This is a genomic window from Steroidobacter flavus, assembly GCF_042651805.1.
GTDB lineage: Bacteria > Pseudomonadota > Gammaproteobacteria > Steroidobacterales > Steroidobacteraceae > Steroidobacter > Steroidobacter flavus.
This window is the reverse complement of sequence record NZ_JBHSDU010000010.1, coordinates 236,241-260,518: the sequence shown is the minus strand read 5'-3', so window position 1 is coordinate 260,518 and position 24,278 is coordinate 236,241. Positions and strand designations below refer to the sequence as shown.

Annotated in this window: 23 protein-coding genes; 6 read left to right on the top strand and 17 right to left on the bottom strand. The window is 61.5% G+C overall.

Annotation, left to right across the window (positions count from 1 at the left end; genetic code table 11):
- Positions 1-96 precede the first annotated feature (96 nt).
- Entirely contained in the window at positions 97-555 is a 459-nt protein-coding gene (locus ACFPN2_RS22565) for a YybH family protein (RefSeq protein ID WP_380600803.1), read from the top strand.
- Here the strand turns inward: ACFPN2_RS22565 and ACFPN2_RS22560 are convergent.
- A complete protein-coding gene (locus ACFPN2_RS22560; RefSeq protein ID WP_380600802.1) occupies positions 552-1,274 on the bottom strand; it encodes a FadR/GntR family transcriptional regulator in 723 nt (240 codons plus the stop codon). The two genes, ACFPN2_RS22565 and ACFPN2_RS22560, sit on opposite strands and share 4 nt — an antisense overlap.
- Before the next feature lie 160 nt (positions 1,275-1,434).
- Here ACFPN2_RS22560 and ACFPN2_RS22555 point away from each other — a divergent pair, with 160 nt between their 5' ends.
- The 3 genes from ACFPN2_RS22555 to ACFPN2_RS22545 all read left to right on the top strand — a co-directional run bounded on the left by ACFPN2_RS22555 (position 1,435) and on the right by ACFPN2_RS22545 (position 7,027).
- Complete coding sequence (locus tag ACFPN2_RS22555; protein ID WP_380600800.1) at positions 1,435-4,155, top strand: TonB-dependent receptor; 2,721 nt, start codon at positions 1,435-1,437, stop codon at positions 4,153-4,155.
- A 140-nt stretch (positions 4,156-4,295) separates the two neighbouring features.
- On the top strand, positions 4,296-5,777 hold the full coding sequence (locus tag ACFPN2_RS22550; RefSeq protein WP_380600798.1) for a sulfatase: 1,482 nt from the start codon (positions 4,296-4,298) through the stop codon (positions 5,775-5,777).
- A 77-nt stretch (positions 5,778-5,854) separates the two neighbouring features.
- The gene (locus tag ACFPN2_RS22545) at positions 5,855-7,027 is read left to right on the top strand and encodes a sialidase family protein (RefSeq protein ID WP_380600796.1); all 1,173 of its coding nucleotides are present in this window, start codon (positions 5,855-5,857) and stop codon (positions 7,025-7,027) included.
- A gap of 52 nt (positions 7,028-7,079) precedes the next feature.
- Here the strand turns inward: ACFPN2_RS22545 and ACFPN2_RS22540 are convergent, their stop codons facing one another.
- From ACFPN2_RS22540 to ACFPN2_RS22510, 7 genes are all read right to left on the bottom strand, one after another.
- On the bottom strand, positions 7,080-8,021 hold the full coding sequence (locus ACFPN2_RS22540; protein WP_380600794.1) for an alpha/beta hydrolase: 942 nt from the start codon (positions 8,019-8,021) through the stop codon (positions 7,080-7,082).
- A gap of 26 nt (positions 8,022-8,047) precedes the next feature.
- On the bottom strand, positions 8,048-10,963 hold the full coding sequence (locus ACFPN2_RS22535) for a glycosyl hydrolase 115 family protein (RefSeq protein ID WP_380600792.1): 2,916 nt from the start codon (positions 10,961-10,963) through the stop codon (positions 8,048-8,050).
- A 45-nt stretch (positions 10,964-11,008) separates the two neighbouring features.
- Entirely contained in the window at positions 11,009-12,049 is a 1,041-nt protein-coding gene (locus ACFPN2_RS22530; RefSeq protein ID WP_380600791.1) for a family 43 glycosylhydrolase, read from the bottom strand.
- Entirely contained in the window at positions 12,046-13,086 is a 1,041-nt protein-coding gene (locus tag ACFPN2_RS22525) for a glycoside hydrolase family protein (protein ID WP_380600789.1), read from the bottom strand. Before ACFPN2_RS22525 ends, ACFPN2_RS22530 begins: the two co-directional genes overlap by 4 nt.
- A gap of 163 nt (positions 13,087-13,249) precedes the next feature.
- Positions 13,250-13,756, bottom strand: coding sequence for an Sbal_3080 family lipoprotein (locus ACFPN2_RS22520; protein ID WP_380600787.1), 507 nt, complete (start codon positions 13,754-13,756; stop codon positions 13,250-13,252).
- Between the two features lie 27 nt (positions 13,757-13,783).
- Positions 13,784-14,197: a hypothetical protein gene (locus ACFPN2_RS22515; protein ID WP_380600785.1), complete on the bottom strand. Its 414-nt coding sequence runs from the start codon at positions 14,195-14,197 to the stop codon at positions 13,784-13,786.
- Positions 14,198-15,511, bottom strand: a complete 1,314-nt coding sequence (locus tag ACFPN2_RS22510; protein WP_380600783.1) for a hypothetical protein — start codon at positions 15,509-15,511, stop codon at positions 14,198-14,200.
- Positions 15,512-15,815: 304 nt separating this feature from the next.
- On the opposite strand from ACFPN2_RS22510, the gene ACFPN2_RS22505 reads away from it, so the two are divergent.
- Complete coding sequence (locus ACFPN2_RS22505) at positions 15,816-16,274, top strand: group III truncated hemoglobin (RefSeq protein ID WP_380600781.1); 459 nt, start codon at positions 15,816-15,818, stop codon at positions 16,272-16,274.
- Here ACFPN2_RS22505 and ACFPN2_RS22500 read toward each other — a convergent pair.
- The 6 genes from ACFPN2_RS22500 to ACFPN2_RS22475 all read right to left on the bottom strand — a co-directional run bounded on the left by ACFPN2_RS22500 (position 16,271) and on the right by ACFPN2_RS22475 (position 20,568).
- Positions 16,271-16,399: a hypothetical protein gene (locus tag ACFPN2_RS22500; RefSeq protein WP_380600779.1), complete on the bottom strand. Its 129-nt coding sequence runs from the start codon at positions 16,397-16,399 to the stop codon at positions 16,271-16,273. The genes ACFPN2_RS22505 and ACFPN2_RS22500 overlap by 4 nt on opposite strands.
- A gap of 497 nt (positions 16,400-16,896) precedes the next feature.
- A complete protein-coding gene (locus ACFPN2_RS22495; RefSeq protein ID WP_380600777.1) occupies positions 16,897-17,457 on the bottom strand; it encodes a dihydrofolate reductase family protein in 561 nt (186 codons plus the stop codon).
- A 5-nt stretch (positions 17,458-17,462) separates the two neighbouring features.
- Positions 17,463-18,932 carry a lysozyme family protein gene (locus ACFPN2_RS22490; protein ID WP_380600775.1) on the bottom strand — a complete coding sequence of 490 codons (1,470 nt, stop codon included), beginning with the start codon at positions 18,930-18,932 and terminating at the stop codon, positions 17,463-17,465.
- Positions 18,933-19,435: 503 nt separating this feature from the next.
- Positions 19,436-19,672: a hypothetical protein gene (locus ACFPN2_RS22485; protein WP_380600773.1), complete on the bottom strand. Its 237-nt coding sequence runs from the start codon at positions 19,670-19,672 to the stop codon at positions 19,436-19,438.
- Between the two features lie 33 nt (positions 19,673-19,705).
- A complete protein-coding gene (locus ACFPN2_RS22480; RefSeq protein ID WP_380600771.1) occupies positions 19,706-20,176 on the bottom strand; it encodes a hypothetical protein in 471 nt (156 codons plus the stop codon).
- 77 nt (positions 20,177-20,253) lie between these two features.
- Positions 20,254-20,568: a hypothetical protein gene (locus ACFPN2_RS22475; protein ID WP_380600769.1), complete on the bottom strand. Its 315-nt coding sequence runs from the start codon at positions 20,566-20,568 to the stop codon at positions 20,254-20,256.
- Between the two features lie 558 nt (positions 20,569-21,126).
- Between ACFPN2_RS22475 and ACFPN2_RS22470 the strand changes: the two genes are divergently transcribed.
- Positions 21,127-21,909 carry an FkbM family methyltransferase gene (locus ACFPN2_RS22470; RefSeq protein ID WP_380600767.1) on the top strand — a complete coding sequence of 261 codons (783 nt, stop codon included), beginning with the start codon at positions 21,127-21,129 and terminating at the stop codon, positions 21,907-21,909.
- Between the two features lies 1 nt (position 21,910).
- Here ACFPN2_RS22470 and ACFPN2_RS22465 read toward each other — a convergent pair whose 3' ends face one another.
- From ACFPN2_RS22465 to ACFPN2_RS22455, 3 genes are all read right to left on the bottom strand, one after another.
- Positions 21,911-22,750, bottom strand: a complete 840-nt coding sequence (locus ACFPN2_RS22465) for a DUF2182 domain-containing protein (RefSeq protein WP_380600765.1) — start codon at positions 22,748-22,750, stop codon at positions 21,911-21,913.
- Positions 22,750-23,382 (bottom strand): DUF1326 domain-containing protein, encoded by a 633-nt coding sequence (locus ACFPN2_RS22460; RefSeq protein ID WP_380600763.1) that lies wholly within the window; start codon positions 23,380-23,382, stop codon positions 22,750-22,752. Before ACFPN2_RS22460 ends, ACFPN2_RS22465 begins: the two co-directional genes overlap by 1 nt.
- A gap of 80 nt (positions 23,383-23,462) precedes the next feature.
- Positions 23,463-24,275, bottom strand: coding sequence for a hypothetical protein (locus ACFPN2_RS22455; protein ID WP_380600761.1), 813 nt, complete (start codon positions 24,273-24,275; stop codon positions 23,463-23,465).
- Between the last annotated feature and the right edge of the window lie 3 nt (positions 24,276-24,278).

Below are 24,278 nucleotides of genomic sequence, written 5' to 3'. Positions count from 1 at the left end.
TTGCTTAGACGCGGCTGTTCGACACCGACTTCGGTCTACTTGCTCGCGACCGATTTGCGGGTATCGTTCGTGCGCATTCCTTCGAGGACACCGCGCATGAGCTTCAAGACTTTACTCACCTGCTTCATCGCCCTCTTCGCCTTCGCCGGTCTGGCCGCCGCTGATCAGGCAACACTCGCCAAAGAGGTGCGCGCGGCCGAGCAAGCCTTTGCGGCCAGCATGGCGGCTCGCGACCACGCCGCCTTCACGCGACATCTTGCAGAGGACGCCGTGTTCTTCGACGGTGAGAAAGCGATGCGGGGCAAAGCGGCGATCGCAGCCGCGTGGAAGGCGTACTACGAGGGTCCGAATCCCCCGTTCTCCTGGGCACCCGAGAACATCGAAGTGCTCGACTCCGGCGCCCTCGCCTACAGCAGTGGCCCCGTGCTCGATCCCAAAGGCAAGCGAGTCGGAACGTTCAATTCAGTCTGGCGTCGCGAAGCGGATGGCACCTGGCGTGTCGTGTTCGACAAGGGATGCAGTGCTTGTGACTGCAAGAAGGCGCAGGGCGACTAGCTCTTCTCGATGAGCGTCAGCACTTCGTCGATGAGATGCTTCATCGCTCGACTCGCGCCGTCCGCGTCGTGCCTCGCGATGGCCTTATACACTGCCGCGTGATCGGCAACGGAGGCCGTTCGGCCGGCGATCCGGTTGGTAAAGCGAATCGAAGTTCGCAACGCTGTGGTCACGACGTCCTTGAACTGAGCCAGGAACGGGTTGCCCGAGGCGCGCAGGACTGCCACGTGGAAGGCGATATCGGCTTCGAGCGTATCGCCGAGCCCCTTTTCGGCGGTCCGCATGCGGGCAAGTCCCTCCGCTATAGCGGACACCTGGGCAGCTGTGCCGCGAATCGCAGCGAGCGCGGCGGCTTGAGGCTCCACGGCGCGTCGCAATTCGTTGAAGTGCCGCAGCGTACTGATCGAGAACTTTCGATCCAGCAACCAGCGCAGCACATCCTGATCGAACAAATTCCAATTCTCATCCGGCTGCAGGAACGTACCGTGCTTCGGTCGGGCGCTCAGCATCCCTTTGGCCGCCAGCATCTTTACCGCTTCCCGCGTCACTTGCCGGCTCACGCCGTGCTGTTCGGCGAGCTCACCTTCGGTGGGAAAATCGTGGGATTTGTAATCGCCCACCACGATCGCACGCCCGATCGCGTCGAGTAATCCGTAGGTGAGATTGCGCCCGAGACGCAGCGCCGGCGCCGTCTCGAGCGGTGTTTTGGGTTTCTTCATGGCCATCCTAGGATCCTGGCGACCGCTAATTGGCCTGACCAATCCAGTAAAACCTGCCAAGCCAAAAATATGATAAATAGGATTGACTTGTCAGGCCAGTTAAATATGATAAATATGGTTGATAACAAACAGGCGTGCGAACGCCGGCAATCACCGGGGGATGAACATTGTGATCTCGAAGTCCTATTGGCTCATTGGCGCTTCGGAACTGGCGCTGCTGGTCGCACCGCTCGCGACTTTTGCACAGACCGTGCCGCCTGCGTCGACCGATCAGGCCACTCCACAGCTCGAAGAAATCGTGGTTCAGGGCTACCGCAAGAGTCTCGAGACGGCGGCCGCGATCAAGGAGAACGCCGATCAGATCGTCGATGCGATCGTCGCCGAGGACATCGGCAAGCTGCCTGACTCAACCGGCGCAGAATCCCTGGCACGCGTACCGGGCGTGTCTGTCGAGCGCTTGAACGGTGAGGCGGCCAATATCCGCGTGCGTGGCCTGCCCGACCTGACGACTACTTACAACGGCCGCGAAATCTTCACGGCGGAGGGTCGCTCGGTCGCACTTCAAGACTTCCCCTCCGGCACTATCTCGCGATTCGACGTCTACAAAACGGGTTCGGCCAATCTCATCGAAGGCGGCATCGCCGGTGCCATCGACGTGCGTTCGCGCAAGCCTTTCGATTTCAAGGGCGCCCGCGCTGCTGGCGGCGTCACTGGCCTTGGCTGGCGGCAATCTGACAAGCTCGGCCTCGACGCCAATATGCTGCTCAGTAATCGCTGGAACACCGGGATCGGTGAAATTGGCGTGCTGCTCGAGGGCTCCTACACCGACAACAACTTCGTCGACTCCTACCGCACCAACAACCCGACCATCCAGCTGCGGCCCGCGAGCTCGACCTATCCGGGCGGCCGCTACCCCGCCGTCGTCACCTTCGAATATCCGACCTCGATGCGGCAGCGACCGTCGGCCTCCACTGCCATCCAATGGCGCCCCACCGAGACTCTGGAGGTCTATGCCGATTTCCTGTTTCAGGGCTTCCGAGGCCGCGGCGAGTCCCGCGCGTTGCAGGTCCAGGCCGGCACAGCGGCGACCATCTCCGATGTGACCTATTGCGACGGCAGCACCACGCTCATCTGTCAGATGACGGCCACCGGCGGCAATCCGGTGAGCGCCTATCAAGTCGGCCAATGGTCGGGCACCGATACCTATCAGAGCGGCATCGGCTTCAAATGGAATGTCGGCGAGGCGAAAGTGACTGGCGATGTCGCCTGGACCGACTCGACGTTCACGTCGACCAATTTTCAGATGAATACCCAGACCAACGTCATTCCGACCCGCATCTTCAACTTCGACGATTCCTCGGGCGGCGGTGGCGGCAATGCCCAGGTGTTGGGCGTCGATTTGATGGATCCCGCATCCTGGCGCATGACGGGCTACACGGAGAACGGCTCGCAGGCGCACGGCGAAAGCTATCAGGGGCGCCTCGATGCAGATATTCCGATCGCGCTGTCGATCTTCGACTCGCTCCAGGCCGGCATCCGTTACAGCGATCGCGACTCGGAGACCGAAAGTTATCCTGCGACGAATTACGTCGCGCCCGCGACGACGGCGGCTCAGCGGGACGCGCTGCAGTTCACTGCACTTCCGCTGGACTACGCATACGTGCACTCTGCGTTTGCCGGAGACTCCTCGAATCATCCCACCACCTGGGTTTCGCCGACCCGCCGAAGCGTGATCGAGAATGAAGATCTCATTCGTGCGCTGACGGGCCGACCCACGGGTTTTCCAACGCGCGTTCCACAGTACAGTGCGAATGAAAAATCCGAAGCGGCCTATCTGCAGGTCCACTATGAGCTGGACGCAGGCTCGCTGCCGTTGGACGGACAGATCGGCGTTCGCGTCGTGCGCACGAGCGACGAGGTCGACGGAGTTCTCACCGTAGGCACGACCACGCCCACGCCCTACTCGCGCGACAATGAATATACCGATGTGCTCCCTAACTTCAGTGTGCGCGCTCGCATTACACCGGAGTTGCAGGCGCGCCTCGCCTTCACCAAGACACGCACGCGACCAAGCTTCGGCCAGCTCAATCCGACACTGACGGTCAATGGCACCGCGACCTGCAGCAACCCTGCGGATACCACGACCTGCTATCGCACGGCGAACGGCGGCAATCCGGAGCTCGAGCCGATCGAGTCGACCAACTACGACGCGTCGCTGGAATATTATTTCTCGCGCTCAGGCTCGGCCACGATCCAGCTGTTCCGTCGCGACGTGGACGGGTTCATCAATAACACGACCCGATTCATCGATGACCCGCAACTCGGACGGCTGAACATCAACAGCCCCGAGAATGGCCAGAGCGGCCGGATCGACGGCGTCGAGGTGGGCTACCGCACCTTCCTGGAGATTCAGTCTCTGCCGGCATGGACGAGGAACTTAGGCGTACTCGCGAACTACACCTACCTCGACCATGGCTCTGAGCTCTCGCCTGCGGCCGCCGCGACCCTGCCAGGCAGGCAGCCGATTACCAATACATCCACGCACCTTGCGAACGCGTCCGTGTTCTACGAGAACCAGACTTTCTCACTGCGTGCTTCATACAATTATCGTTCTCACTACTTGACCTATAGCGCAGTCACCGATCCGGCGGTGACTGGCACTCAACCGACCCTGCCGACCAAGGAAGAAGGCCGCGGCACGCTGGATATTTCGGGAGGCTACAACCTCACCGAACAACTCAGCGTGAACTTCAATGTCGCGAACCTGCTGGGCAACCCGGCGCGCAATTCGCGGATCTTCAACACGCAGGGCGACAGCTACCCGTGGCAGGTGCGCTATCTCGAGACGGTGTATCGCCTCGGCATCCGCTTCCGCTACTGATCCGGCCTTGGCACCTCCAGCCCCCTGGCAGGTGTCCATCGAGCCGTCGCGTCCAGGAAGGACGCGACGGCTGCCTTTGAAGCAAGGTGGCAACGATGCTCATCCCTTCGATTTTGAAACGGACCTTATGTGTGCTGACCATGACAGCACTCATCGGCGCGACGCCATCATTCGCTGCCGGTGCACCGAACGTTCTTCTCATCATGGTCGACGATCTGAAGCCGACGCTCGGCGCGTTCGGCGACCGCACGGCGATCAGTCCAAACATCGATGAGCTTGCAGCGCGTGGCAGCCGCTTCGAGCGCGCCTACGCCAATCAAGCAGTGTGCGCGCCAAGCCGGATCAATTTGATGACCAGCCGGCGCTCGACCTCAACCGGCATCTATGAGTTCGGGATGGATCTGCGCGACTACATACCGAATGCCGTCACTCTGCCCGAACTGTTCAAGCGTCACGGCTACATCGCCGAGAGCTACGGCAAGGTTTATCACGTCGGCCATAACACGCATGACGACCTGGCCAGTTGGTCCGCGCCGCCGGTCAAAGATCACGTCATCGAATATCTCGACCCTGACAGCACGGGAGGCAAGCCCACGCGCGAAGAAGCGCTATTCAACGAGGTTCCTGTCGAAGGCGACGTTTGGATCTATGCCAAGACGTTGGGACGGGGCGCGGCCTGGGAAAGCCCCGACGTGCCCGACGACGCCTACGCAGATGGCCGCACCGCCGCCCGCGCCAGCAACCGTCTCGCTGAACTCAAAACGCTCGGCAAACCCTTCTTTCTGGCCGTTGGCTTCGCGCGGCCACACCTGCCCTTCTCGGTGCCCAAGCGTTACTGGGATCGATACGATCCAGCCAAACTGCCGATGCCCACCTTCGAACGCCTTCCCGAAGGCGCACCTGACTTCGCGGGCAAGGTCGGTGGCGAAATCACCGCATACAAACCGGTGCCCGAGAATGCCGCTGGGGCGGACTATCCCGACGAGCTGAAACGCAAGCTCATTCACGGCTATTACGCCGGTGTGAGTTATGTCGATGCGCAGATCGGCAAAGTGCTCCAGGCACTGAAACGAAGTGGACTCGAGGAAAACACGATCGTCGTGTTGTGGGGCGATCACGGCTGGCACCTGGGCGATCACGGGCTGTGGACCAAGCACACCAATTTCGAGCAGGCGGTCCGGCAGCCGCTGATCATCGCGGGACCCGGGACGGGGCGGCCGGGACAGGCACCCGCGCAGATCGCAGAGACGGTTGATGTTTATCCAACGCTAGTGAAGCTCGCGGGCTTGACGCTGCCCTCGAACATGCAGCCGATCGATGGCATCGATCTGACACCCACGCTGCTCGATCCTACTCGCGTGCTACGGCCCTATGCCTATCACGCCTACAACCGCCCTGGTCGAGTGGGACAGGCAATTCGCACCGCGCGGTATCGACTGGTGCGCTGGGTGTCGAACACCGGCGGTGACTCTGTTTACGAACTTTACGATCTCGAAGCCGACCCCGGTGAGACCCGCAACGTGGTCGCGGCGCTGCCGAAGGTGCGCGTCGAGTTGGAGCGGTATCTGGACGCCCAGCTCAAACCGCGACCGCCGGCTCCCAAGAAACATCGACCTCAATGACTGCTCGTGTCCGTTGCTCCGGCAACGAGACACCGCTGCGTGGAGATGGAGAGGATTTCATATCAAAGGAGAACGTTATGATCGGTCGATCCAAGATTCGGCATATCCGCAAACGTACGTTCAGCAGTGCCGTCCTTCTGGCAGCGCTGGGCGCTGTCGCCGCGACTAGTCTGCCGGCAAAGACGGAGGCGGAGACGCTACTTCAAACCAATGCGCGCTATCCCCGCGTGCGCATGCTTCAGAGCGGTGAGCTCATCGCAACCGTCCTGCTCTTCCCGAACGACTATCGCGTGAAGGTGTTTTCCAGCCTCGACAACGGCGCGACGTGGACCGCGGTCGGCATGGTCAGCGAGCCGGACTTTCCGACGTTGCGAACCAGCAGCCCCGACTTCATCGTGCTTCCCAACGGCGATCTGCTGCTCGGGATCAATGTCGATACGTCGAAATGCGCGACTTGTCGTAGCCACATCCGGATTTACCGGAGTACTGACAACGGTCGCGCTTGGAGCTATGTGACGACGCCGGTGACCGCCTCGAACAGCAAGGGCTTTTGGGAGCCGAATTTCTCGATCGCGACCGATGGCGGGCTGGTGCTGACGTATGCGGATGAAACCAGCGGCTGCTGCAGCCAGAAGCTGATGAAGATCCGCAGCTACGACCTGGGCACCACCTGGGTCGATCGCACCAATCTGGTGGCCCTCGGCGCCAGCGACAATACCGATCCAAATTATCCCTTGCGTCCCGGCATGCCGGTGGTGACCAAGCTGACCGACGGCTCCGGACGGTATCTGATGACTTATGAAGTTTGCGGGGTGGCCGGCGCAAACAACTGCCGCAGCCATTACAAGACCTCGACCGACGGCTGGAACTATGGCGCCGCCAACACCATCGGTACACAAATGACTGGCCATGCCGGGCGCTATTTCAACGCCACTCCGGTGAACAAGACGGTGCCCAATGGCACGCTGCTATGGATCGGACAGTTTCTGCGCCTGGCCGACGGCACGTTCTCGCAGGCGAATGGGCAGATTCTGTTCAAGAGCCCGAGCGGCAATCCCGACGGCCCCTGGGAGCCGTTGAATGCACCCGTCACCTTGCCCAATCCGCAAACGACCGGCTGCGTGGGCTTCTCGCCAGCGTTGCAATGGGTCAACACCGGATCGGGCTATAACCTGGTCCAGATCACGTCGCGCTTGAATAGCGCCACCAATGCGTGCGACATGTATTACGGGTCGGGGCCGATCAACTGAAATGTTTGTATGACTCCTTGGCGGCACCGCCTGCGCAGTGCCGCCAAGCGAGCTACATTCCATGGTTGCGAGCGAAGCGCTCGAACAGGCTCGGCCAAGGGTGATCCTTACCCGCTTCTTTCAACGGCAAGCTGTGCGCCCCCTTCTCGAAGATGTGCAGCTCGGAGGGAATCTTTGCAGCCTGGAGCGCCGCGAACATCAACAGGCTGTTAGCGGGATTGACGACTGGATCATCCGCGGCGTGCGCGACAAACGTCGGCGGCATGTCGGCGGGCAGCTCGTTCTCGGCGGAATAGCGAACGACTAACTCCGATGTCACATCCGCCCCCAACAGCTCCCGTTTCGAAGGCGCGTGGGCGGAAGGTTCCGTCATCGTAATCACGGGGAAGAACAGTCCGGCGACGGTCGGACGCGCTGGCTGCTCATCGGCGGCATCGACGGGCTCGTATGTTTTCAGACCCGAGCGGCTCGCGAGTCGCGCCGTAAGATGGCCTCCAGCAGAGAAACCGATCGCCGCGAGCTTGGCCGGGTCGATCTTCCATTTCGCAGCGCCTGCACGGATGAGCCGCATCGCTCGCTGCGCATCTTGAAGTGGCACGTCGGGGCCGGCAGCCCAGCCGTCGTGCGGCAGGCGGTAAAGCAGTTCGAACACAGTAAAGCCGCGCGCCGCGAACGCCCATGCGATCTTCGATCCTTCGCGTCCGACACCCACGCGAGCATAGCCGCCGCCTGGAATCAGCAGGATCGCGCCTCCGTTGGGCCGCTCCGCCGGCACAGCGGTGAGCATCGGTGTCGCGATATGAGGCCAAGCGATGTCGTCGGCAGCGCTGTCGGGCCTGCGCTTGACCCATTCGTCGCGTACATTGATCCCCTCACCGCCCGGCGGCGATTTCGGCCAGATCGGAAATCGTTCTAACGAGGCAGCGAGAGTGGGCACCGGCAGCGCCGCGGCTGCGGCCATGCCGATCAGCAATGATCTGCGGATGACGTCCATAGTTGTGTCCTTGTTGTTAGTTCTTGTTACTTGGCGATGGTTTCCGGCGGCGCCAGATACGCTTTCGCCAGGCCGCCGAAATCGACCACGAAGGAGTCGACGACCACGCCCGGATCCATCGCATAGACTTTGAGCCGCTGTTCGCCACTCTTCGCGATCGGCCATTCAGTGATCGTCGTCATTGCATTTCGCTGGACGCCGTCGCTCCAGTCGCGCTTGGCCTCGGCGTCCACGACTTGAACCGGGCCGTCGTTGATCGACACTGCGTAGCGCAGCTTGTGCTCGCGATTCAGCGCGAAGCTGGGCAGTAGCGTGACGTGCAAGCTCGCCTCGCCGGTGCTCGTGGTGCGAAAGCGATATTCGGCATAGGGCGCCTTGGCGGCATCGGTCACACTGGAGAGTCCGACGCTGCTCATCAGCGAATTACCCGATCGCCCGAGCTCCGGTGCACGCTGCCATCCGCTGCCATTCACCGCACGAAGCGTGGTGTAGCGGCCGGCGCTGAACGCGACGATGCCGTTGTCTTCCACCAGCGCGCCCGCAGGGGCGCTGACATTGCGCGCCTCGACTTTGACTGCGCGGCTCTCGCCGGCAGCAGAGACAGTGACCGTGCCGCTTGCGGTCTGATTTGATTTCAACTTGCTCCAGTCGATCGACACCCACAACCGTTGATCGTCGCCTGCTTGTAGCTCGCGCTCGATCCGAATCCAGGGCGCCGATACCTTCGCATCGATGTCCAACGTTCCGGCGCCGGTGTTGAACGCATCGATGTAGTGACGAACGTCGGTCGCGCGCTCGAACGTTGGCAGCTGGTCTGGTGCGCGGTTGTTTTGCCAGCGCTTGGCTCGAAGCGCGTAGTCGATGGGCTGATCTGCCTTGGCCGGACGCACGACCAAGGAATCAACGGAGCCCTCCACCGCTACGCCGAGCGAGGGCGTCGCAGACGGCGTCACGCGGCCGACCGGCGGCATGTAGAAGACGGACTGGTTGCGAGGCGCATCATCCATGAACCGTGCCCATTTGCCGTCACCGATGGCGTTGTAAGCTTCGGTTGCCTGTTTGATCCGCTGGAACGCCTCGAGGGCAACCTGCGCATGCGCGTTCGCGCTGGCGCGGCCCTGATGCGCGTAAAGGAAGCTGCGATCGGCACTCAGGATCTTGATGTTCGTCAGCGCGGTCCCGCGTACTGGATACTGCACCAAGTGATAGAAACCATCGCGTTTGTCCGCTGGCAGCGCCGCCGCGATCTTCTCCGCTCGCGTATCGAGCGCGCGGAACTCAGCGATGCGACGGCCTGCTTCGTCGCCGTATGCGACGGGAGAGAACGGCGTGGTGCGCGGTGTCGTCTCGCCATCGTTGAAGCCCATGTGTTCGGGCTTGCGCGCGAAGTTGAGGCGGTAATAGTCATCGAGCAGCGCCGCGATCGCATCGGCCTGCTCGGGCGCAAATGTTTCGGCGGCCCAGTGTTTCAGCCAGCCTCGCTGTCCGAGCTTCGCGGTGCCCTCATAGTCGTAGGCGAGGTCCAGGAAATAATTCATGCCCCGCTCGCCTGGCTTGATGTCGCCGACGTTGAGTACCCACAGCCGCCGCGCATGGGTGGCCCAGGCCTTGCCCATTTCTTCGGCGATCAGCGCGGGCGGCGTGGTATCGAGCCACAGATAGTCGTTAGGCACGCCCCAATAGGAGATGTGGTAGTAAACGCCGGCACCGCCGGAACGTTTTTGCTCTGCCGTCGTAGAAAGCTGGCGAATGTAGCCGTAGTTGTCGTCAACCCAGCCGAGCGTTACATCCTCCGGCACTTTCATGCCCTTGCGATAAACATCCAGCACTTCTTTGTAGGGAACGAACACCTGCGGGACGCTCGCCGGATCTTGACCCACCTCACGAAACAACCCGCGCTGGTCGGCGACCACCTGCTCGAGCAACTTGACGCCGTCCACGCCCCGCCCTGCCTCGACCGCGCTGTCGTGAATACCACGCATGCCGACCGTATAGACGTTCTCGTACTGATGATTGAGCTTCACTCGCTCGCGCCAGTAGTCGAGCACCTGCGGGCCGTTCTGGTGATAGTTGTATTCGCCACGCGCGTCGAAATTCCACTCGGCGACGTTGTCACGAAGCATGGGCTCCGCGTGGCTTGCGCCCATGACGATCGCATAACGATCCGCCATTTCGGCGTTGCCCGGCACTTGGTTGAACGCTGCCGTGACTTTATGCATCGCCGGCCACAGAAAGTTGGCACGTAACCGCAGCAGCAGTTCAAAGACCTTTGCATAGGTCTGCGGTCCGATATCGCCGCTCGGATCGTTCTTCGCCGCCCAGGGGCGCAGCGACCAGTCCTCATCGTTGATGAAGATGCCGCGATAGCGCACCGACGGCGAGCCCTGCACGATGGTCTCCGTGCCTAGATTCAAGCGAGAGCGGCGCGTGGGCGCGGCATCGGCCCACCACACCCAGGGCGACACGCCGATTTGTTCCGAGAGCCGAAAGATTCCATACGCCGTGCCGCGACGATCCGCGCCGGCCACCACGAGCGCACGAGCGACGCCCGCCGCAGGATTCTCGACCCATGCAATCGTATAGGCCTCGGTCTGACCGATGACCTTGTCGACAGCGATGCGTTTGTTCGCGATCAACTGATCGATCAATGTCGAGCCGCCGATGGTGCCTGCAAGGATCGCGAGCTTTCCTTCCGGTGTTCCCTGCGAAACCTTGGGACGGATGCCCGAGACGCGCTCAACGTCGCCTGCGAAAGCCTGCGCGGCGATCGCGACGACCGGTGCGTCGTTCGGACTCGTGAAGATCGTCGGCGCGACGCCGTCCGCGACCAGATCGAATGTTTTAGCAGGTGTGGACGCCTGCTGCGCCACCGCCTGCTCGGGCGTCACGGTGAGAACGAGCGTTGCAAAGCTCAACGCAGCCAGAATGCGGACGAATGCCATCCTGCTCTTTCCTCTCTCAACTAGTTTTTTGGGGCGCGGGCGGCGCTATTTCAGGTACGGGCCGCTCTCGTTCCAACCGATTTCGGTGGCGGCGAGCGTCCAGGTTTTGCCCCGGTCCGGATTGCCCTGGAAGAACAGCAAGGTGCGGCCGTCATTCTCGAAGATCGCCGGGTGCCCGGACTCCGAATCGTTCCAGCTGCCGGGCGGTCCATCGGTGAGCAGCGGCTGCTCGGACAGGCGCTTCCAGCTCACGCCGTCGGTGCTGATCGCGACGCCGACCTGCTGGGGCTCGTTGTTATAGCCGCCGGCATAAAACATATAGAGCTTGTCGCCGCGCCGAATGATGCTGGGCGCTTCGATACATTTGCGCTCCCAGTCCAGCGTCGGCTGCAACGCCGGGCCGTCTTTGCTGAGATTGGTGAAGTCACCCGCGCCGAAGTTGGAACTGAGGGGCGCCGAGGCGACGCCGATCATTTGGATCTTCATGTCCGGATCACGCGTGGCGTAATAGAGCAGCAGCTTGTCGCCGTGAACGAAGGGCTCGGCGTCGATCGCCCGGCCGGCGCTCCAGGGCGCTTCGGTGGGCCGGAACACCGGATTGCCCGGATCACGCTCGAACTTGAGCCCGTCGCTCGAGACGGCGTGATTGATCGCGTCACGCCGGCCGTTGCCATAGGTCTGATAGAACAAGTGCACCTTGCCGCGGATCACGATGGCGCCGGGCGCGGCGATACCGTTGCGCTCGACTTCCTGCACGGGCAACACTTCGCCCACCTTGGTCCATTTACGCAGATCGCGGCTCTCGGCGATGCCGAGCGCCCAACCGGTCGGAAACCCGTCCGCGCCCTGCTTGTTGTCGCGCGCCGGCGGGATCGAGTAGTACATCAAGAAACGTTCGCCGAAACGGACGACCGACGGGTCCTTCGCATAGGGCTGCCCAATGCGGCTCGTGTCCGAGTACTGCGTGAAAAGCTTGGCCTGCTTCGGCGCCTCTTCTGCCAGGGACGCTGGCGCGAGGGCGAGCAAGCCCATGGCGAGCGCCCCGCTCGTCAACCCGATCATCACTTTCATCATTTGCTTTCTCACGGGGATTGTTTCGTCGGCGGATCGACCCCGAAGCGTTGCACGAGCCCGTCGTATTGCTTGCGGGAGATCGTCATCATCATGCCGTGGCGGACTTTCGGCGGCAGGCTGTACTTGTCCCATTTCCGATGGAACGTGTAGCCGGAGAGCTGATACCAGGGGCCGGAGAGTTTGTCCGCGACCGACACGCCATACGACAGGCCGGGATATTGCTCGTAGTACAGGTACCAGATCTCGCCATTCGGCGAGGGAATCAGCGTCGGCGCTTCGCGAAAGTTCGGACTGATCGGCGCGCTCAACTCTTTATACGGGCCGAGCAACGAGTCGGCGCTGGCAATGCGAACGGTCTTGCCGGTCACCCAGTCGAGCGTCGGGTACCTTTCGTCCTTGAGGATGGCCCAATATTTACCTTCGGCCTGGCGCAAAAAGACGTCGATGGTGCCCATCTCCCAGTCGAACAGACGCTTGGGCGGCGCCGAGAATTCCTTCAAATCCTTGGATGTCACATACAGCGTGCGCTGACTGGTCCAATAGCGCTCGGCATCTTCCTTGGTGCCTTTGACGTGCGGCGTGTGCCACGTGATCACGAACTGCTTCGAGGGCTCATCGAAGTAGATCTTCGGTGCGCCGACGCTCGGCATCGCCTGTGAATAGCCGGGCGTCGACTTCAGGTCCGGCGTGAAGTTGCTGTAGCGTTGCCACTCGATCAAGTCGCGAGACGAATAGATCTCGATGACCACGCCTCGGTTGCCGACCAAGTAATACGTGCCATCGGGGGCCCGAGCGATATCCGGATGACCCCGGTAATCATCGGTGATGCGCTTGCCCTCGTTGAGCCGATCCCAGTGCAGACCGTCGAGGCTCACGCTGTAGTAAAGCCGACCATAGTCGGCGTGGGTCATGTGCGCGAACAGATAGGCCTCATTTACAGGCTTCTGCCCCTCATGCACCTGACCTGGCGGGTCGGGTTGCTGCGCGCAGACGCTCGCAGCCGCAAGGATGCCGGCGGCAAGGAGCAGACGGCACAAGATCTTCTTCAAAGAGCCCCCCATCGACCATCGTGCGATTTATAGGATAAATCATCCTACCTTGATTGGTCAGGCCAATAAAGCCCTTTGACTCATTTATCGTGGCTTTGTGGTCAGGCCAATTTCGAGTAACGACAGCTCAATAGGTCGGCACGGTCGAGTCTGCTGCGATCGCTCATCGATCGGGCATCGACGGTGCGGTTGCCGATTCAGTTTGTACCGGCACTGCTACGGGTGCTGGGACGGGCCCGACACTCACCGAGCCAAACAACTCATCGATCAGCGGCCGAATCTTGTCCGCGGTGTGGCCATACTTATCCAACCGTGAGCCGCCGCGGCGGGCGTCATAGAAGGCAGAGCCAGCGAGGCCTCGGTCGTCGTAGACGAGAAACGCGGCGTACTTCAGATAAATTCCCATGTCCCACTGCCAGTTCGCTTTGTATTCGAGGTAGTGAGAGCACTCCTGTGGTCTCGTACCGGTGTAGACCTTGGTGGGAATTTGTTTCGCTTCGATCTGCCGCTGGATTTCAGGCTGGAACTCATCCATGAGAATGTCCCGGTTTTCCAGGACGCAGACCTGGCTGACTTGCGCAGACTCGATCGGGATGACGGTTCGGGTGATGGAGCATCCGGTCAGTCCTGCACATATCGCCAGCCCAGTGGCCATTCGAATCCAAACCATTTGCGACTCCTTTGTGAGCGTTCCTGATCACCCGTGCGGCTCTGCATTGGCCGCGTCCTCCAGCAGTGCCGCAGCGTCATCCAGGCCCCGACGCCGCGCAGCCTCGGCGGGCGTTTGCCCGAGCGGATTGCGGAAGGTCGGATCGGCACCGAATGACAGCAGCAATTCCGCAATCTCGACCGCCTCGTCGTCCTCGGCCGGCAAGCAGAACAACGCCGGCTCGCCAGGGCGATCTTCGCGATTGGCACGGTCCGGCGCTTCGGCAAGTAACTCTCTCAGCCTGTCGACCGCACCGGCAAAACAGAGTCCGCGGAAATTGCGGCTGTGAGCTGCGAGGAACTTCACCATATCTAACTGCTGATGATAGACCGCATGGGTGAGCGGCGCCCCGCCATAGCGCAGCTCGAATGGGTCGACCTTCGCGCCGCGCGCGATGAGCAATCATGCGATCTCCGCCGCTCCGCAGTGAGTCGTGTAGTGCAGGGCCCGGAAATTCTTGTCATCGCCCACGTCGATTGACATGCCGAGATCGAGCAGCGCTTCGGCGATGTCGGTGCGTTTCAAACGGATGACTGCAAACATCGGTTCGTGGCTCTGAAGAAACTCCGGATGTTTCAGGGCGAGCTCACGCATTCTTTCGACGTTGCCCGCGGCTGTCGCGGCTAGGAACGCTTCCTTCTCGGTGAGTTGCGGCCGCTCTGCGCCATGACGGACCAGCAATTCCGCCACGTCCTCGCGCCCTGCCAGCACAGCGTGCTTTATTAGAGATTGGCGCGAATAGAAATTGGTCCCGCGCGCATCCGCGCCGTGCTCCAGCAACCAGCGGGTTCGCTGAATGTGATCCGGCACGGCATTGCCGAGAAGATAGGCCAGCGCACTCGGCACCTTCTCGCCGCCCAATTCATTCGGCGCCGGCCCCGTCCATTTGTGAGTTTCACCGCGCTTCTCGGATTCCGTCCAGAGCAGATCGAGCCAGAACGTGGAGTCCGGTCCGAGCGATGTGTTGTAAAGCGCCTGTGGCGCAAACGGATCGGCACCGCGGGCGATCAGCAAGCGCGCGAAGTCTTCCGCCAATGGATGCGCGACCTGCCCGCCCTCGCCTCCACCAATGATGCCGACCAGCACGTTGAAATCATTCGCGCCATCGGACCAGCCGGCGTTCGGATCGGCGCCAGCCTCCAACAGAACATTCGCGATCTCGAGTGCGTTGCTGGACACCGCCTTAATCGGCAGGCGCGCGTAGGCCAGCCGCACGAGCGGCGTCCATCCATCGAACCCACTGCGATCATGAACCGCGCGCGGATTCTTGCGCAGGAACGTGTGCACGGCCTCGAGGTCGTGAGCCGCCACAGCTGTGTGAATGCTGGCGCGGGCAATCTCGGGATGGCGCTCCAGGAGACGAGCGGCAACGGCGCCGCGTGCAGCCCCATCGCGCTCGTAGTCGCCCCATTTCTGGGTCGCAGGGTCCGTGCCGTACCGATTGACCGACTTCTCGAGAAACAAACGGACACGGTCCGCGAAGCTGCGCGCCCGATCTTCGATCTCCTGCTTCAGGGCTGCCCAGGATGAAAGGCCATACTCGCGAGCCAGCGCCTGTTGGACCTCCCGAAGTTTCGGGACGCCGCTGTGTTCAGGAAAGACCCGACGAAAGCGAGCAAGGGATGCGTCGTCCCCAGCAGCGATTGCTTTGAGCCAGCGCTTGGCCTCGCCGCGCAGGGCGTCCAGATTGGACAAGGCAGAAAGAGACCGGGGCATACAACCTTCCTTCCGAAAAACGCCTGATGTCCGCTTCCCAGGCCGGAAGAAAGTTTCTATCGACGACGGTCGAACCGAATGGGTGGGAGCTAGCTCCCTTGCCGCGGACAGGTGGCGCCCCAAGCGCACTGCGCTATCCCACAGCAAAGCAGGGTCCCCTGTCAATATCAGCGAGTGCCACGGCCCGGCCATCCTAGGAGTTCTTTGCCTAGCAGAAAGATCGCCCGTTGATCTTGATCTGGATCAACGCACGCCCCACCTCCAGGCTCTATCCTTCAACCCTCTGCGGTGACCCCCGAGACGGATGTCCGACCCTACCTTGACTGACGAAGCACGGCGCGCGGCGATAGTTCAGCAGATGCGCGAGCAAACCGGCATCGACGAAAGCATGATCGAGCAGCTCGTTCACGGCTTCTACGCGCGCATCCGCGCCGATGATCTGCTGGGGCCCATCTTCAACTCGCGTATTCAAGATTGGGATCCGCACCTGAAACGCATGTGCGCGTTCTGGTCTTCCGTGGTGCTATCGAGCGGTGTCTATCACGGTCAACCGATGCGCATGCATCTGCCGCTGCCCGTAGACGCCCGACACTTCGATCACTGGCTCGGTCTCTTCGAACAGACTGCACGCGAGCTGTTCAGTGACAAGATCGCGGAGTACTTCCTAGACCGCGCGCGTCGTATCGCCATGAGCCTGGAGCTCGGCATTGCCAGCAGCCACGGCGTGCTACTTGGCAGCGGCGAAAGATTCCACCGCTGCTAGATCAGTCCTGCAAAGAGCTCCGGTTTCATCGCAATGACCAACGCGATCATGCCGCCGATGGCTAAACCCACCATCGTGCCAGCAGCGACTCCGCGCCAAAGCACCTTTTCTTCGCCGGTTGTCATCTGACACCTCCTGAAGACTACGCCGACCCTATCACAGCCCGGCCCGGTCTGCAGCCGGAGACCTGCGCAACGTTACGGCCCTTTGGCGCGAGCCAGGACGCGCAATGCCTCCACCGCGGACTTCTCCAATGCCGGATTGTATTGTTTTGAGCCCGAGCAATACTCGACGAGGCCATCGTCGTTGACCAGCAGTATGTAGTGCTCTCCAACTGAGAAGACCACTGCGCATGAGCTCGAGCCTGCTCCGAAAGGAATGTGCGACCAAAGTTGCTTGAGCGTTTTTGGCTGACCTTTGATGACCTCGGTGACAGAGAACGTCGCTGCAATATGCCCACCTTGTCGACCTCTCACTTCCCTTGCGCCGGTGATGCGGGCGGTGAAAACGTGAGTGGCCTCCTCGAACCGACTCTTGTCGGTGTCAGTGCGGAAACATGAGCAGGCTACCGCTGTAGGGCTGGCCATGACCGACAACAAGATGAGTGCCGTAGATAGGATTCTCATGGCCGATAGATCTGCGCGACCCCGCCCCGCGGGAACGTCGTGGAACTCACAAGCTTGAGGATTTGTGGCGCGGGCAGATCGGCGAACAGCGGCAGGCCTTTGCCAATGACCACGGGATGCACCATCAGGACATATTGATCGACCAGGCCCGAGGCAACGAGACTGCGTGCGAAGCTGGCGCCGCCGGTGGCGATGATGGGCTTGCCATCCTGGGCTTTGAACTTCGTGATTTCTTCCTTCAAGTCTCCTGTCGCGACGTACGCTTGCCCCCAGCTGTCGTTGGTCTTCGGCAGAATCGACGTGCCTTGTTTTGAGAAGACCGCTTTGGAGATCTGATTCATTGGCGCCGCGTATGCATCCGTCGACGTCGGCCAGTAGGCCGCCATGACTTTGAAACTGCGGCTGCCCATGATGAGCAAGCCCGCATCCCAGGCATGCTTGACGCCCCACGCCACCGCCTTCTCGTCGCGAGTGTCGAACACCCATTGGGCGCCACCGTCCGCGCTGGCCACGAAGCCATCGACCGTGATCGACATCTTCAGAATCAACTCTCTCATCGTTGTCACTCGAACAGACTGACGATGCTCTGGTACTTTTCGATATACCAGCGGTTCTCGTTGTTGTATCTCGGGATCGCCACCGGCCGAACATTCGTGCCGTCCAGTTTCCAGACACAGGGACACGTCACGGATGTTTCCATGAGGTGCAGCGCCGGACGGCTCAGCTCGTCGAGCTTGACCTTCATTCGCGTCAGGGAACGGTAGAGCTTCGTGACATTACGGGGGCCGCCGTTGTACGCGGCGACCGGGAAGATGCCGAGCACGGCCGGATTGGATCGATAGGCAAGGCGAATGTCCGAGCGCATTCCCGCCAGTTCCAGATCCAGCAGGCACACGGCCGCTTTCATCGCATTCAGCAGATTCGTGGCGCCTCGTTCGAAGACCGGATCGAGCTTGGCGCGAGGGCAGCGCCTGACCACGAGCGAATAGGTTCCGTTGCCCCGGCGGTTGGTGAATTGCATCGGCCCGAGTGCATTGGCGCTCGACACGCTGTATCGATACGCCTCCTCCTGCTTCAGTCCGTACTGGCTCAACACCTCGTGGAAAGCCCCCTTCTCCTTTTCCATGTAGTCGGCGTCATCGGTCTGTTCGATGACCGCAAGCGTCATGATGACCGACAGAGGAATGGAATCGGCGAGCAGCTGTCCAGGAAAGGCCGCGCTTGGCACGCGCGCGAGACGCAGCTCCTCCATCGCCTGACGCGCGGTGGCGGCGAGAAACTCTTTGCCGCTGTCGACGAACGCCGGGTCGAACGTGTCTTCGGTGAACGGCAGATAGACGATCGGCTTCGCGGTCTGGGCGACGGCGCGCCACTGCCGGCGCTTGATCAGGTTGTTATCGAACACAGGGAACTTGCGTCCGTACACCTTCAACGGATTGCCGTCCTGGGAGAAGGAGAACATCAGCCGCTCGGCACCGGTGCCCTTCACGTGCTTGGCCTGGATGCCGGGCGTGAGCGATCGAAAGGGCAAGGGCCTGCGACCGGGGGTCCACTTGATCGGTGGTCGCGGCAGCTCGATTTGGGCGACCGACCACTCCTGCTTCGCATCGTTCCACAGCGCAAAGGCCACGGGGCGGCCACGCAGCACCTCTTTCCTTCCCTTGCCGGTGAAGACGTATTGAAGCTCGACGTCACGAAGCACGGTCTGCGCTTCGGCCACCAGATCGTGGATCACCTGGTGACGGTTCAGGTTGCGGCCCTGGACGATGACCTCTTCGGGTTTCTCGGCGGGCTTTTCGGCAGGCGGCTCCGTCTCGGCAACGGCGATGGGAACCTCGCCCTCTTCTTGCTTCGAACCTTTGTCCCCGCTGGGAGCCGCTTCTTCGATGGCCGCCGCCACTTCGGCCGGAGCCTCGCCTCCCGCGTCGATCAGCGTCGGCTCCTCTTCACCCCCGCTACCGTTCATCGCGCATCCAGAACAGATCAGGGACACCAGCAACAGGCTCAGCGCCCCCGTTTTCCTCATGCTCATCGTCTGGCTTCTCGACTCTCGGCAGTTACGTTCCCCCGATAGTGAATTGCCCGGTACTCGAGCGCAATTGGCACTCAGCCTTAACGCAACGGCAGCGGCGCCATCTTCGCGGTCGGTAGTGCCACGCCCAGCTCCTCCGCCAGCGTCGGGGCGATCTGGCGGATGTCGATCTTGCCCAGGTTCTTGCCGGCCTTGATACCCGGCCCACCAGGAACGACGCCTGAGGCAAGGCACGTTCCGCGACGGCCTCGGCCCCTCGCAACATAGCGGCAATGCCGGTCTTCGCATCGGCCGCCAGGCCCGTGAGGATTTTGTCCACCGCCGCGAGCGTGGCCTGGTCATTGGGGTCTTTCAGCACTCAATGCCGAGCGCATAACCCACCGCGCCTGCGGGCAACTGGAACGCATCGGTCTGAAACGCCGGTGAGTAAAGCGATTCGGAGTTCAAGACGAACCGCTGCGGCGGATCCTTCCGTTGTCACGAAAGGTTCATACCGCCCCTCATCAAGCGTATCTCAACGCGATATCTATCAGCAGGAGCACGCCCACCGCCCCACCAAAGATCAGGCTGCCGGCCCGGTACCATTTCCCGAGTTGCCGCTCACGAGGCGTCCGCTGCACTTCGAAGTGCGGCCGCGTGGGCACGCCGCCCTCGCGCCGGTATATCTCGAAAGCGACGCTGAGGATGAGGAATCCAATCCCAGCGATGACGAACAGTCCGATCTGGACGACGCGTAGCATTCTATTGCCCATCCGTGAGGATCGGCGACGCGTTCAATGCGTGCGCGTCACCCGGATCATTCGCGACGCGCCTTCGACGTACATTCGGTAGCCGCCCATTTTTCCGCGCGCGATGCGGGCGCTGTAGGTTCTGCCCGATTCGAGGCGCTGCTCGCGGGGCGTGCTCTCCGTCGCCTTCCAGACCTGACCGTCCGACATGCGAAACAGTCCCATCCCATCGTATCCGTAAGTCACATTCGCAATTTCGACGGTGGCCTCATCGACAGTCTCCTGCGGGCGCTTTGACTTGAGTTGTTCGTCCCCGATACTGGGAGGCGCAGTTTCCTCCCGTGTGCCGCCCGAAGCATTCAATGCCCGTTCCAGGCAGGCGATATGCTCCGGTGGGTGATCGGCAAATTTGGCGCGACAATCAGCAATGGCCGCGCCGGGATCGGCCGCGGCGTGCGCAAGAGCGGCAGACAGCAACAGGCATTGAGCAAGGACGTAGCGAGTCAGAGTATTCATTTGCATCGATTGGGCCACAGGTTCTCCCAAGAACCCCAAGGCTACCATGCCGCGCCTCAGCGCTCGAAGGCCCGCTGCTACAACGACAACGCAGGATTACCTTCCAGCACGCGCTGCTCCAGCCGAGGCGTCTCGCCTGGCTTCCATAGCGGCGCGCGATGCACGACTCGATAGAGCAACGGTCCGCCGTCCACTGCCGACATGCGCTCGATGGGCCGTGGAATGCAGACGAATTCGCACTCGAGCACATCGCTCGAGACGCGCACCGTCGCATAGCCGTGGCCACCGAGATCGACGAATGACAAGTGCTCCATCATCTCAAAGGCCCCGGGCGTGGACAGCGACCCGGTCACCAACGCAACTCCCACCGGCGTGAAGGAACGAGGCTGCAAGGACGGTGCCGCAAGTCCGGCCCAGAAGCTGTGGCGATCTCCACAGACGGCGGCGAAGACTGTGATGCTCTCCTTCCGAACCATGGAATAAATTTCAGCGCGCTCGTGATAGGCCGTGCAGTAGTCCGAGTTGCTAAAGGTGGCGTACCCCTCGCCCGCCCACGCGCGAGTCAATGCTGCCGGCAGATGTTGCGGATCGACGCGATAGTCGAGCGTCCAATGTCTATGCGCGAGAGACAGGTGATACCCGTGTGTCAGTCCTCGAAGGCCGGGTGCTGCTCACCTCCGTTCAAGCCGCGAAGGGCTCGGATCTGATCGTCGAGCAGCGCGAGGGTGAAATATTGATCCGTCCGCGCTGATGCAACCGCTTCGTCCCGCCTTATCTGAATGGCGAGTTACGATTTCTTAAGGTGCCCAGCGGCAAGCGGGCTTTATAAGATTCCTCGGTCCTTGTCACAGCGGGGTCATCGACCGCTGGCATTCTGTCTAATGTTTATGAGGGCCAGGGGCGCGATCTTTGGATATATCGCGCGGAACATCTCATCAACCCACGCCACCGTGATCAAGCGCATCGCTCGACAACTGGTGAGTCCATCGCAGTGGTCTTGGCTGAGCTGGTATCGCGGGCGATTCGGAATATTGCGCGCACTCACCGGCTACTGCGCCCTGCTGTTGCACCCGGACATTTGCTTCATCTCAGCGGCCGCCGCCGAAACGCGCCATGCCCTCGCCATCCGTCCGGGCACGGCCGACCAGAGCGTGTTCGATGAAGTGTTCGTGCGGCGCGAGTACGACATCGATGTGCCCACGGCGACCGTCATCCTCGATGCGGGTGCTCACATCGGCCTGGCCACGGTGTTCTTTGCCGAGCGATTTCGCGGCGCGACGGTGATCTCCATCGAGCCGGAAGCAACCAACTTCGACGTCTTGTGCAAGAACGTCAGCGCTTATCCCCGAGTCCGGCCGATGCGTGCGGGGCTCTGGAGCCGCAGCACCTGGTTACGAATCGAAAATCCCGACGCGGCGACCTGGAGTTTTCGCGTGCTCGAGTCCGACCAGCCAACGGACATTCGGGCGGTGTCGATCCCCGATGTGATGCAACTGCATGGCCTCGATCACATCGACATTCTCAAGATGGACATCGAAGGCGCGGAGCTGGAAGTGCTGACTCACAACGCCGACTGGTTGAGCAAGGTCGGCAATCTGATGATCGAGCTGCACGATCGCTATCGTCCGGGGTGCACAGCGGCGCTCGAAGCGGCGATGAGCGACTACGATTACCAACGCACCGCCCAGGGCAATACCGTCATTCTGCGTAACATTCGCCGCCGGCACGCTTGAGTCAGCCGGCCCACGCCATCCAGACGCCTGCAACGATACAGACGGCGCCGACGATGCGAGCAACCCACCGTCCCCACGGCACAACCTTCTCCAGCAGCACCAGTACCGCGAGAAGCGCGATCCAAAGCACGTTCATGACGCCGCCCACGAACAAGAGCGCCATCAGAACCCAGCAGCAGCCGACACAATAGATTCCGTGCAGAAAGCCGAGGTGTAAACATCCGAGAACGTCGCGGCGAAATCCGCCGTGACTCATCAGAAACCGAAACGGCGTCTGGCACTGAACGAGACAAGCGTTCTTGATCGGCGTCCACTGATAGATGCCCGCCGCGATCAGCACAGTCGCGCCGAGCAGGATGTTTGCACTGGCCATGCGGGCATCTAACAAAGCGCCCCGCTCCAACATCCATTGAACAACCGTTGCCGCGAGCGAAAAGCCAACCCAGGCCAGCAAGTAACCGGCAGCGAACCAACCGGTCGCGGCAAACGGCTGGCCTGCGATTCCTTCCTGTGCCACGCGCGACTGCCGAGCAACACGGGCATACATGAGGATCATCGGCGCCGCCGAGGCCGCCATCATGCCAACCATCATCACGGCCCACATCACGAACACGAAGACGAACTCGACAACGCTCCAGGGCGCGGCGGCCGGCGTCATCATCCCGAGCCCCGCAGGAACCATGCGGAACCCGCTCATGTCCATGCCCTGCATGTCCGCGGCGAGCCAGAGCACATAGGCCCACGCCAACGCAGCGATCACGCCGAGCGCGCTTGCAACGATGAGGCGATCTCGCCGCAGCACGGATTCCAGGGTGTCGCTGGAGCGCTGCGCGATGACCATTACGAAGAGTTTGACCAGCGGATCGACGCGTAGAGACCGTTCTTGCCGGAATTATCCCAACGCATGCCGCGATCGCTGAAGGTATTGCCCGACGCCCCGACCGCCAACGCCATTCTGTCGGCGTTCACCGGATGGCCGATGTTTACCCACATCTCTCCGCTCGGATGCATGGTGGGCAACGGATCGACGGACATGTGCAGAATATTCGGAATTTCCGCCGACCGAGTCTTGCCGTTGATTTGGAAAGCGATGGGGACCTTGCTCACCCCGAGGTCCTTGCTGATCAGCGGGATGAACGCCGCCATGGGACCGCCGGCAGCGCCGCTGAAAATCGCGGACAGTGCCTCGGCCTGCGCCTCGTCGGCACGTTCATCGATATAAGTGGCCCGCGACCAATTTCCCTCTGCCATGACGCCCGGCGCATGCAGAATCACGAAGACATTGAGCCCATCGAGCACCACGTCGCCGTAGCGGCCACTGTCGATATGAAAGACCAGCGGCACGTTGCAAAAGCCTTCGGTGGGTTGCGCAGTCAGAGGCGCGGCCGTGGACATGAGGCACGGACACAGCACGCTGCAACTGCAATTCTCGAAATAGTCACCGGAAAGTTGCCATGCGATCGGGTCGGTCATCGCACTCTCCCGCTGTTGGGCTGGTTGCCCGGCCCTACGATACGCCGACTGCAGCGGATCGGAAGCGGGTTTTCGATCTCTCAGGGCACGAGGGCAAGCTCATTGCCCCCATCCGCGAACACCTCGCCGCCTTTCATGATGTTTAACGCGTAGCGCGCCTTACGTGACTTCATTAATGGCAAGAGCGCGGGCATCCGCTCGATGAGCTCGTACTTGGCGGGCAGGTCGCGCCATTTGCCGTAGTCCAGATACGTCGCCCGCCAGCTTTCGCCCTGCTTTTCCAGCACCAGATCCATCTTCCAATACACACTGCGCGGCGTGTAGACCTTGCTGAGTCCATCGGCCACCATGCGCTCCGCCATCGCCACCAGCGTCTTGCGCAGCTCCTCGCCCTCGGCCGATTTCAGAATCGGCGCGCTGAGCGAGTGCGACTCGATCCAGGCCTTGAGCTTGTCATTGAGCGCTTCAGGCACCGGCTTGGGCGTCGTCGCCGGGATGAGCTCACTCGTGTCGAGGTCCACATCGAGCTCGATGAGCTCGCGGAACTCCTCGGTGGGAGTGCCGAGGCGCGCGAGGAAATCACGGAAATCGACCGCGACAATCTCATACCCACCTTCGCTGTCGTAGACAGCAATGTGCTGATTGCCGCCGTCCATCCAGAAGGCAACGCCGCCGCCATCGGCACGCTTCAGAAATGGCAAGAACTCCGCTACGGCAGCCTTATCGACATTGAGCAGTTCGGTGAAATCGGACCAGGCCACGCGGAGCGCGTCTTGACGCGCATTCGTAGCATGGGTGACGAGGGAAACGAATGCTGGAAACTCGGCCGGTAGTTCCGCGCCTTTCGGCAGGCGCTTGGCAATCGCGGCGAGCTTGGTGTTTGCTCTGGACATGGT

Coding starts and splice junctions, on each gene's coding strand:
- ACFPN2_RS22565 (WP_380600803.1), top strand. CDS start 97: ATGAGCTTCAAGACTTTACTCACCTGCTTCATCGCCCTCTTCGCCTTC.
- ACFPN2_RS22560 (WP_380600802.1), bottom strand. CDS start 1,274: ATGAAGAAACCCAAAACACCGCTCGAGACGGCGCCGGCGCTGCGTCTC.
- ACFPN2_RS22555 (WP_380600800.1), top strand. CDS start 1,435: ATGAACATTGTGATCTCGAAGTCCTATTGGCTCATTGGCGCTTCGGAA.
- ACFPN2_RS22550 (WP_380600798.1), top strand. CDS start 4,296: ATGACAGCACTCATCGGCGCGACGCCATCATTCGCTGCCGGTGCACCG.
- ACFPN2_RS22545 (WP_380600796.1), top strand. CDS start 5,855: ATGATCGGTCGATCCAAGATTCGGCATATCCGCAAACGTACGTTCAGC.
- ACFPN2_RS22540 (WP_380600794.1), bottom strand. CDS start 8,021: ATGGACGTCATCCGCAGATCATTGCTGATCGGCATGGCCGCAGCCGCG.
- ACFPN2_RS22535 (WP_380600792.1), bottom strand. CDS start 10,963: ATGGCATTCGTCCGCATTCTGGCTGCGTTGAGCTTTGCAACGCTCGTT.
- ACFPN2_RS22520 (WP_380600787.1), bottom strand. CDS start 13,756: ATGGTTTGGATTCGAATGGCCACTGGGCTGGCGATATGTGCAGGACTG.
- ACFPN2_RS22510 (WP_380600783.1), bottom strand. CDS start 15,511: ATGCCCCGGTCTCTTTCTGCCTTGTCCAATCTGGACGCCCTGCGCGGC.
- ACFPN2_RS22505 (WP_380600781.1), top strand. CDS start 15,816: ATGTCCGACCCTACCTTGACTGACGAAGCACGGCGCGCGGCGATAGTT.
- ACFPN2_RS22500 (WP_380600779.1), bottom strand. CDS start 16,399: ATGACAACCGGCGAAGAAAAGGTGCTTTGGCGCGGAGTCGCTGCTGGC.
- ACFPN2_RS22495 (WP_380600777.1), bottom strand. CDS start 17,457: ATGAGAGAGTTGATTCTGAAGATGTCGATCACGGTCGATGGCTTCGTG.
- ACFPN2_RS22490 (WP_380600775.1), bottom strand. CDS start 18,932: ATGAGCATGAGGAAAACGGGGGCGCTGAGCCTGTTGCTGGTGTCCCTG.
- ACFPN2_RS22485 (WP_380600773.1), bottom strand. CDS start 19,672: ATGCTACGCGTCGTCCAGATCGGACTGTTCGTCATCGCTGGGATTGGA.
- ACFPN2_RS22480 (WP_380600771.1), bottom strand. CDS start 20,176: ATGAATACTCTGACTCGCTACGTCCTTGCTCAATGCCTGTTGCTGTCT.
- ACFPN2_RS22465 (WP_380600765.1), bottom strand. CDS start 22,750: ATGGTCATCGCGCAGCGCTCCAGCGACACCCTGGAATCCGTGCTGCGG.
- ACFPN2_RS22460 (WP_380600763.1), bottom strand. CDS start 23,382: ATGACCGACCCGATCGCATGGCAACTTTCCGGTGACTATTTCGAGAAT.
- ACFPN2_RS22455 (WP_380600761.1), bottom strand. CDS start 24,275: ATGTCCAGAGCAAACACCAAGCTCGCCGCGATTGCCAAGCGCCTGCCG.